Source organism: Sphaerisporangium sp. NPDC049457 (genome assembly GCF_055586705.1).
In genome coordinates, this window is record NZ_JBVJHR010000013.1 from 281,959 (window position 1) to 291,005 (window position 9,047).

7 protein-coding genes are annotated in these 9,047 nt (G+C 72.1%); 4 read left to right on the forward strand and 3 right to left on the reverse strand.

Annotated elements, in window-relative coordinates:
- Window positions 1-227 precede the first annotated feature (227 nt).
- From ACZ6QO_RS22025 to ACZ6QO_RS22035, 3 genes are all read left to right on the forward strand, one after another.
- Window positions 228-1,157 (forward strand): PfkB family carbohydrate kinase, encoded by a 930-nt coding sequence (locus tag ACZ6QO_RS22025; RefSeq protein WP_465853330.1) that lies wholly within the window; start codon window positions 228-230, stop codon window positions 1,155-1,157.
- A gap of 200 nt (window positions 1,158-1,357) precedes the next feature.
- A complete protein-coding gene (locus ACZ6QO_RS22030) occupies window positions 1,358-1,930 on the forward strand; it encodes a hypothetical protein (RefSeq protein ID WP_465853332.1) in 573 nt (190 codons plus the stop codon).
- Window positions 1,931-2,183: 253 nt separating this feature from the next.
- Window positions 2,184-2,891 carry a LysE family translocator gene (locus ACZ6QO_RS22035; protein ID WP_465853333.1) on the forward strand — a complete coding sequence of 236 codons (708 nt, stop codon included), beginning with the start codon at window positions 2,184-2,186 and terminating at the stop codon, window positions 2,889-2,891.
- A 50-nt stretch (window positions 2,892-2,941) separates the two neighbouring features.
- Here ACZ6QO_RS22035 and ACZ6QO_RS22040 read toward each other — a convergent pair whose 3' ends face one another.
- From ACZ6QO_RS22040 to ACZ6QO_RS22050, 3 genes are all read right to left on the reverse strand, one after another.
- Complete coding sequence (locus ACZ6QO_RS22040; RefSeq protein WP_465853335.1) at window positions 2,942-3,574, reverse strand: alpha-ketoglutarate-dependent dioxygenase AlkB; 633 nt, start codon at window positions 3,572-3,574, stop codon at window positions 2,942-2,944.
- A 66-nt stretch (window positions 3,575-3,640) separates the two neighbouring features.
- Window positions 3,641-4,375 carry a 4'-phosphopantetheinyl transferase family protein gene (locus ACZ6QO_RS22045; RefSeq protein ID WP_465853337.1) on the reverse strand — a complete coding sequence of 245 codons (735 nt, stop codon included), beginning with the start codon at window positions 4,373-4,375 and terminating at the stop codon, window positions 3,641-3,643.
- A 708-nt stretch (window positions 4,376-5,083) separates the two neighbouring features.
- Window positions 5,084-8,086 (reverse strand): AfsR/SARP family transcriptional regulator, encoded by a 3,003-nt coding sequence (locus tag ACZ6QO_RS22050; protein WP_465853338.1) that lies wholly within the window; start codon window positions 8,084-8,086, stop codon window positions 5,084-5,086.
- Window positions 8,087-8,931: 845 nt separating this feature from the next.
- On the opposite strand from ACZ6QO_RS22050, the gene ACZ6QO_RS22055 reads away from it, so the two are divergent.
- On the forward strand, window positions 8,932-9,047 hold a 116-nt coding region (locus ACZ6QO_RS22055; protein WP_354836556.1), incomplete at its 3' end, for an S-adenosylmethionine synthetase N-terminal domain-containing protein.

Sequence of the window (9,047 nt, forward strand, 5' to 3'; positions counted from 1 at the left end):
GCTGGAATGCGATCCGCGCGATCTCCCGCGCTCCACTCCACCACCGCGGAGGCAATCAGCGGCGCTCGGCGCTTACCGCGGGTTCCCGCGACAGGGCACGTCCTCCACGTCTCAGCGATCGCGATGGCGACGGCTCGGCGTCTGCGAACATGCCCACAGGTCTGGGGGGTCTAAGGGTTCGGGAGTTGGAAGGGTCACGGGTTCTGGGTCCCTGGGTACGGTGGGGCATGACGATGTCGCGCGCGCTGTTCGCCGGGTTGTGCACGCTCGACCTGGTGCAGTCGGTCGAGCGGATGCCGGCGGCGAACGAGAAGGTCACGGCGCTGGCGCAGGCCCTCGCCGCGGGCGGGCCCGCGACCAACGCGGCCGTCGCGTTCTCCTTCCTCGGCGGTGACGCCATGCTGCTCAGCGGCGTCGGCCTGCACCCGCTGGCCACCGGGATCGAGGCCGACCTGTCCGAGCACGGCGTGCGGCTGGTCGACGTGACGCCTGAGGCGTCCGAGCCGCCGGCCATCTCCACGATCATGGTGACCCGCGGCAGCGGCGACCGCGCCGTGGTGTCGGTGAACGCCGCCCACCAGCGCCTCCGGCCGCCGGCCGGGCTGGCCCGGCTGGTGTCGAAGAGCCAGGCGGTGCACCTGGACGGCCACCATCCGCACCTCGCCCTGGCCGCGGCGCGGTCGGCGCGCGAGCAGGGCCGCCTCACCGTCCTGGACGGCGGAAGCTGGAAGCCGGGCACGGCCGAGCTGCTGCCCTACATCGACGTCGCCGTGGCCTCCGCCGACTTCCGCCCGCCCGGCGCCCGGACGCCCGAGGAGGCCCTCGCCCATCTCCGCGCCGCCGGCGTTCCCTGGACGGCGGTCACCCGCGGCCCGGCTCCGGTGCTGTGGCACGGCCCGGAAGGGACGCGGCTGGAGGAGGTGCGATCCCGTCCCGTTCCGCCGGTCGACGTCGTGGACACCCTGGGCGCCGGCGACGTCCTGCACGGAGCGCTGACCTTCGCCCTGTGCCGGGCGCTCGGCGAGGACGGCCAGACCCCGGCCGCCCCCGCCGGGCGGTTGACCGACGACGCCTTCGCCGTGGCGCTCGACTTCGCCATCGAGGTCGCCTCGCGGGCGTGCCGCTCCTTCGGCACCCGCGCCTGGATGCGAACCTGACCCGGCCGCGCCGCCGTTGCGGGGCGAACGCGCGGGGTGCCGGGCGCATCGGGGAGCGGGCGGAGGCGGTCTGCCGGAGGCGGTCCTACGGAGGCGCTGAACGGCCGTCGAGGGTGGCCGAAGGTAAAGGTCCACCCTGTTCGGGCAACAGGTGGCGCAATGACCGGGCCGGTGGGAGCGCCGTAGGAGAAGGTGGCAGCGTGATGCGACGCGCCGGCCTACTGCTCGTGCCCGGGCTCGCCCTGGTGTCGGGCTGCGGCACCGGGGTGACGCTGGCCGGGGTCCAGTACGACGACCTCAGGGCGCAGGGGGTGGCCGCTGATCTGGTCTACGTGGTCGACCTGCCCGGATACGAGCCGGCCAGGCAGACGGTGAGCGTCTACAACGACGAGGGCTTCCAGACGTACTACATCTCCGCCGAGGGCAGGCAGGTGTGGTTCGGCGTCGACCGCGGTTACTTCAGCGACGAGATCTGCCGCCACTGGCCGGTACACGACGACGACCCCCCGGGCGCCGACCCGTCCGAGGCCGCCTCGCCGGGGGCGGGACCACCCGGTGCGGACCTTGCCGAGGTGCGGGTGTCCTGCGAGCGCGACGAGGTCGGGTGGTACCGCACCAGCGGTGATCACCACGAGTACGCCGTCGTCGAGGACGGCCACGTGCTGCGGCTCGCCGGTCTGCGCGAGGACGTCGACCGCGCCGCCCTGAAGGAGGCCATGGCCACCGCCCGCCATGCGGGCTGGTCCACCGGCCCCAAGCCGTCTCGCTCGTAGAGGTCGGTTCGGCGGCGGCCGAGAACGCGCGGTGCGGAACTCGGCGGTCGAGGCCGTCCCCTCCCAGCGCTCGCCGCGGCCGCTCCGCCGCTGCAAGCCCGTTCCCCTCCGCGAAATGGCGGGCCGACGTTGCGTTCGATATATTGAACTAATAGTTCGGCATATCGATGTCAGGTCACCATGGACGCTTCTCCCCGGTCGTACGGCGTGTGCGAGGAGCGGTCGGCCGACCCTGATCCGGAGGATCCGCACCATGTCATGGCTCGCGTTGCTTCCCCTGCTCGGCGTCTGGACCCTCGCGGTCATCAGTCCCGGGCCCGACTTCCTGATCACCCTGCGGTACTCGGCCGGCCGGTCGCGGGGGAGCGGCCTGCGCGTGGCGGCCGGCGTCGTCACCGGCATCGCCGTGTGGGCGCTCGCGGCCCTCTTCGGTCTGACGGTCGTCATCCAGCGCTTCGATCAGCTGTACACGGTCACCCGCGTCGCCGGCGCGCTGTTCCTCATCGTGCTCGGAGTGATGACCATTCGCTCCGCCCGCCGTTCGCCTGTTCAGGCCGCCGACGCCGATCGCGCTGACGCCGTGGGATCCGGGGAGGCGGCCGTCCGGGAGGAGGCGGGCGGCCCGGCCGCCCCGCCGGTCTCGGCCGTCCCCGCGAGTCCGGCGCGGGCGAGGCTGGGCGAGTGGCGGGTCGGGTTGCTGACGAACCTGGCCAACCCCAAGGCGCTCGCGTTCTTCGGCGCGCTGTTCGCCGGCCTGCTGCCGCACGGCGCCGATCTGACGGCGCGGGCCGTGACGCTGGCCACCATGCTCGCCATCGCCTTCCTGTGGTTCGGCGTCGTGGCCCTGCTCGCCGCCACCCCGCTGATCGCCAAGGGCTATCGGCGAGCGCGCAGGAAGCTCGACGTCCTCACCGGAGCACTGTTCATCGGCATGGGTGGTCTGCTCATCCCCCGCGGATGACGGCCACCCGCTGACGAAGGAGGTGCCTCGCGGACGCCGCGAAAGCGCGGTCAGCGGACGCCGCGGGGGCGGAACTGGATGCTGATGCGCGGGCCGGTGGGGCGGCTGGTCTTGGGGATGGCGTGCTCCCAGGTGCGCTGGCAGCTGCCGCCCATCACGATGAGGTCGCCGTGGCCGAGATCGTGGCGCAGCGTCGGCCCGCCGCCGCCGTGCGGGCGCAGCAGCAGGCCGCGCGGCGTGCCGACCGAGATGATCGCGACCATCGTGTCCTCGGTGCCGCCGCGTCCGACGCGGTCGCCGTGCCAGGCGACGCTGTCGCGGCCGTCCCGGTAGAAGCACAGGCCCGCCGTGCGGAACGGCTCGCCGAGCTCCGCGGCGTAGTGGGCGTTGAGCGTGCGCCTCGCGTCATCCAGCAGGGGGTCGGGCAGCGGCTCGTCCTCCTCGTAGAACTTCAGCAGCCGGGGGACGTCGACCACCCGGTCGTACATGTGGCGCCGCTCGGCGTGCCAGGGCACGACCCGGGCCAGCCGCTCGAACAGCGCGTCCGCGCCGGAGATCCAGGCCGGCCGGACGTCGATCCACGCGCCGTGGGCGAGACGCGTGCGCTTCACCGTCGAGCCGAGCGGGCCGGGGCCCGCCTCTTCGGACATGTCGAGCAGTGAAGCCTGGAACAAGGTGCCCATAGTCGCAGTGTATGCGACCTTTTGGAACACGCATTCGATAAAAGATCATCTCACGCCGCACGCGGCTCACATGCCGTGCGGCGGACGCCCGTACACGGCGGGGCGCCGTGCGCCGCCCGGCCGGGGCGTGCCGCCGGTGCGGCCGGGGGCGGGAAGCACGACGGCGGTCAGCACGAGCCCCGCGTCGGCGACCCACCGGCCGGAGAAGGCGGTGACGCGCTGGCCGCGCACCCGAGGCCCGCCGACCCGCAGCCACGCGGTGAAGTCGCCGCTGGCCGGATCGACGTTGATCAGGATGTCCTGGAAGTCGAGCCACCGCTTGGCCAGCGGGAACCACGCCTTGAACACCGACTCCTTGGCGCTGAAGAGCATCCGGTCCCACTGCACGCGGGTGTGGCGGGCGGTGAGCTTGGCGAGGCTCTCGCGCTCCTCGGGCAGGGAGATGGCGTCGAGGACGCCCGGCACCAGCGGCTCGTTGGGCTCGGCGTCGATGCCGATGGCCGTCACCTTGGAGGCGGCGGCGACGACCGCTCCGCGATAGCCGGCACAGTGGGTGATGCTGCCCACCACGCCGGTCGGCCACTGCGGCTCGCCGCGCAGCCCCGGCAGCACCGGGCTCGGACGCACGCCGAGCTTGCGCAGCGCGTCGTGGGCGCACACGCGCGCGGTGCTGAACTCCTGTCGTCTGCGGTCGTCGGCGTGCACGATGACCTGCTCCTCTTCGGGGAAGAGCATCGGGTCGGGTGGATCGGTGAACACGTCGGCGGCCACGACGAAGTCGGGCAGAATAGACTTGATCATGATCCCTCGTGGTGCGGCAGGGGGTCGCGGGCGAGCGGCCTCGCGCTGGTCGGCATGGGCGAGACCGGTCTTGGGCACTCTTCGTCGCGCGAGCGTCCGCCCCTCCACGGCGGAGACGGCGGGCGGGCGGTGTTCGGACGCCTACCAGAAACGGCGATAACGAAAACGCCGCCCACTGGGCGCCTTTCGTACCTCACTCGCGTGGCGATCACGTTCCAAGGGTATCGACGCGGCCGTTCCACGAGGCGTCAACGCAAATCTTTCTCGGGACGGCCCGGCGCCGGGCTAGGGCAGGGCACGGGGCACTAAGGGGTTCACGGGGGGAGACCGGGATTGAAAATGGACTCGGCTGCGGCCCGGAAGTCGTGGCCGCTCAGCGCCGCACCGGTGGCGGTTTCACCGCGCATTCGCGGCTCGCGGGCACGCGGCGTACCGTTATTCGGACACCGCCCCCGAGAATAGCTCTTTGCGAGATGCGGCGGCCCGCATTGCGGCGTCCAATGCGGTGAAAGGACGCGGCGGGAAACACGCGGCCGTCAATGCCGTCCCGGCTTCTTCCACGCGGGCCTAACCCGGCCTTCTCCGAGCGTGCTCGCCCGCACTCGCGCGCCTTACTCGCGGGCCTTCGCGAGCATGCGCGCGCGTACTCGCGAGGCGTTCTCCGCGTGTGCGCGTCCGGCGGATGCGCCCCCCCGGAGTCCGGGCGGGTCAGCCTACCAGTTCGCCCGTTTCCCCAAGGCGGTCCGCAGGCGCGAGCATGGCGCGCGCCTCGGCCAGCAGCGTCAGGGCGCGCTCCTCGTAGGTCGGGGTCTGGATCGACTTGAAGATCGCCAACGCCTGCTCGGAGTGCGCGACGGCGTGCCCGGCGTTCTCGCGGGCGATCGCCAGCTCGCCGAGCCCGAGCAGCGAACGGCCCTCGATCAGCAGGTCGCCCGTGCCCCTGGCCAGCCGCACCGCCTCGCGCAACGCCTCCTCCGCGCGGGCGGTCTCGCCCTGCCGCAGCCGGGTGACGCCGAGCCCGTGGAGGATGTACGTCTCACCGGACGGGTCGCCGATCTCGCGCACCATGGTCAGCGCCGTCTCGAAGGTCTCGACGGCCAGGTCGGGCTGCTGCCATGCCAGATAGGTATGGCCCATCCGGTACAGCACCTGAGCCTCCACCCTCTTGCTGCCGCCCTGGCGGCTGAGGGCCAGGGCCTCGGACAGCAGGGTGTCGGCGCCTTCGAGGTCGCCGGTCTCCAGCCGCAGCTGGGCCAGGTTGTGCAGCACGTACGCGGCCGCCACCTGGTCGCCGGTGCGGGTGAAGATCTTCAGCGCCCGCCGGAAGCGCTCCGTCGCCTCCTCGAACCGGCCGCTCATGCGGTCCAGCAGTCCCATGTTCTGCAGCACCAGGGCGGTGCCCTGGTCGTCGCCGACCTCGGCGAACAGGCCCAGCGCCCGCTCGTAGTCCTGCCGGGCCTCGGGAAGACGCCTCTCGGTGAGCTTCAGCGAGCCGCGCGAGTACAGCATCGCGGCCTGGCCGCGGACGTCGCCGGCCTGCCGGGTGGCCGCCAGCGCGACCTCGTGCGTCTCGCGCCAGTCGTCCAGGTACACCCGCGCCTCGAACAGGGTGACGGCGCTGATGGCCAGGTCCCACGACAGGTCGGTGAAGCCCGCGTGCGCCGCCTGGCGGATGCCGGAGACCAGCAGGGGCCGCTCACGCTCGTACCAGGCGAAGGGATCGCCCACCAGCTCGGCGGTCAGCCTGTCAGGCAGGGTCCACCGCTCGGCGCCGCTGTGGATCTGCACGTAGTCGCCGCCGTAGGCGCGGCGGTGGGCGGCCTGGGAGAGGAACAGCAGCCCGCCGAGCACCCGCCCGAGCGCGGCCTTGCGCTCGGCGGGGGACTCCTCGGCCACCAGGCGCTCGCGGGCGAACACGCGGACCAGGTCGTGGAAACGGTACGCGCCGTGCGAGCCCTGCCCGGCGGCCGCCTCGATCAGCTGGGCGTCGGCCAGTTCGTCGAACAGGTCCTCGGCCTCGAAGAACGGCGCGTCCATCAGCGCGGCGCCGGTCCAGACGGAGAAGACCCCGCTGTCGAGGATGGCCAGCCGGCGGAACAGCCGCCTGGCCCGCTCGCCGACGCTCTCGTAGGTCAGGGACAGGCTCGCCCGGATGCCCATGTCGCCGTGGTTGAGCTCGTCGAGCCGGCGTGTCTCGTCGGCGAGGCGGCTCACGAGCTGCTCGATGCGCCAGTGGGGACGGGCCGCCAGGCGGGCGCCCGCGATGCGCAGCGCGAGCGGCAGGTGCCCGCAGAGCTCGGCCAGCGCCCTGGCGGACTCGATCTCCGAACGCACCCGCTCGACGCCGGCGATGCGCCCGAGCAGCTCGATCGACTGGTCGATGTCGAAGATGCCGATGTCGACGTGGATCGCGCCGGCCAGCCCGCCCAGCCGGCTGCGGCTCGTGATGATCACCGCGGACGTGCGGGTGCCGGGGAGGAGCGGCTGGACCTGGCCCTCGCCGGCCGCGTCGTCCAGCACGATCAGCACCTTGCGGTCGGCGAGCATCGCGCGGTACATCTCGGCGCGCTCTTCCAGGCTCTCGGGCATCGCGCTGCCGGGGACGCCGAGGGCGCGCAGGAACCGTTCGAGCACGTGTGTCGGGCTGGCCTGCCGTGACGCGCCGCCGTGCAGGTCGGCGAACAGCCGGCCGTCGGGATGGCGGCCGGCCACCGTGTGCGCGGCGTGCACCGCGACGGTGGTCTTGCCGATGCCGCCCTTGCCGGCGACGATGATGATCGGCACGGCGAAGCGGCCGGGGTCCTCCTCGGCGAGCGCCAGCTCGCGCTCGATCGCGTCGATCTGCTTGCCACGCCCGGTGAAGTCGGCGATCGCGCTGGGCAGCAGGAAGGGCACCGGCGGCGCCGCGGGCGCGACCGCCGGCGGCGGCTCGTCCGCGATCTTGGCGGTCTTGCCCGGCGGGTCGAGGCTCGGATCGGCGGTCAGCACGGCGTGTTCGAGGCGCTGGAGCTGCTCGTTGGGCTCGATGCCCAGCTCCTCGATCATGGTCTCCCTGGCCAGGCGGTACACCTGCAGCGCCTCGGCCCTGCGGTCGGCGCGGTACAGCGCCAGCATGAGCTGCCCGCGCAGCCGCTCGCGCAGGGGATAGCGCTCGACGAGCCGGGTCAGCTCGCTGATCAGCTGTTCGTGCCGGCCGAGTTCGAGTTCGAGTTGGACGCAGTCCTCGTTGGTGGTCATCCGCTCTTCGGTGAGCCTGCCGGCCGCCGACTGCACCGGCCTGCTGTCGATGCCGTCCAGGGCCTCCTCGCCGCGCCACAGGGCGAGCGCGTCGCGGTAGGCCCGCACCGCCTGGTCCAGGTCGCCGGCGTCCCTGGCGCGCCGGGCGCGCAGCGAGAGGGCCTCGAAACGCTGGGCGTCGAGGCTCCCCTCCTGGACGCGGATCATGTAGCCGTGCGAACGGGTGGAGATGATGTCGGCGCTGCCGTGCGCGGAGAACAGCCGCCGCAGGGAGGAGATGCAGATCTGCACCTGGGCGCGCGCCGTGGGGGGCAGGTCGAAGCCGTAGATCGCCTCGGCGAGCCGGTCGACCGTCACGGTGCGGTTGGCGTCGAGCAGCAGGGTGGCCAGAGCGATGCGCTGCCGCGTCCCTCCGACGTCCAGTTGTTCAGTGCCCGCGACCACTTCGAGCGGCCCCAGGATCCGAAACTCCACCTGCTGACTCCTTGCCGGAAAACCCGCGGGCCACCCGGAGGTCTTCGCGTTCTCAGTCCCCGAGACCAGTATGCGCGCGCCGCTCGGGCGGGACGGCCTTTTCGGCCTTGAGCGGATCGCATGCCCGGACACGCGACGGAGCCTTGCGGCGCCGGCTCGCCCTTCTCTCTGCCTTGACCGCTTGTCTTCGCATGGTACAACTCGTCCGGCATGACAACTAGGGCATATTACCTGCGCGAAAAGGCCGTCCGTGAAGGCGGTCGTCGCCGGAGAATATCCGGTCCAGGGGTGCCCACTCCGTCGCCGGGCAGAGGCGGGTGACGGGTGGTTCGCGCCGCGTTCCCCCGGGCGCCCGTGGGCCCGCGCCGTGCCGGCACGCCGGTGGCGGCAATACGGCCGGCGGCGGAGAATACGTGCGCACCGCTATCGGTCCGGGCGTGCCACGCGTCCGTGGAATGATCAGAAGGACGCGGTCGATAACGTGGCTATTCCCCGGCCCGGACGGTAGGGGTCGCACTGGGGTTTCAGCGGGGTTCGGCGCCGGTCTAGCATCGAATCAATCGAGCTTGCAAGGATTTTTAACCGCATGAAGAGGTGATGTCTCTGGTCGCTGATTTCCTTCGCGGTAAGTCCCCACGCGGGCAAGGGCCATCGCGCGAGCGCCATTCGCACGATGGCCCTTGCTTTTCTCAGGCGAATATCACCATCGGCGCACCGTCGCCACGACGGCGGCCCGCCACAGCACCCGCGATCACGCGGCCCGGCCGCCGGTAGCCGTCTTCCGGCCGCAGCTTGAGCCCAGACGCGAGAATCGGATCTCGCGCCATGATTCCCGAGGAGTGAAGATGTCCCGCCGCCTGTTCACCTCCGAGTCGGTCACCGAGGGTCACCCGGACAAGATCGCCGACCAGATCAGCGACGCCATCCTCGACGCCATGCTCAAGGGCGACCCCACGAGCCG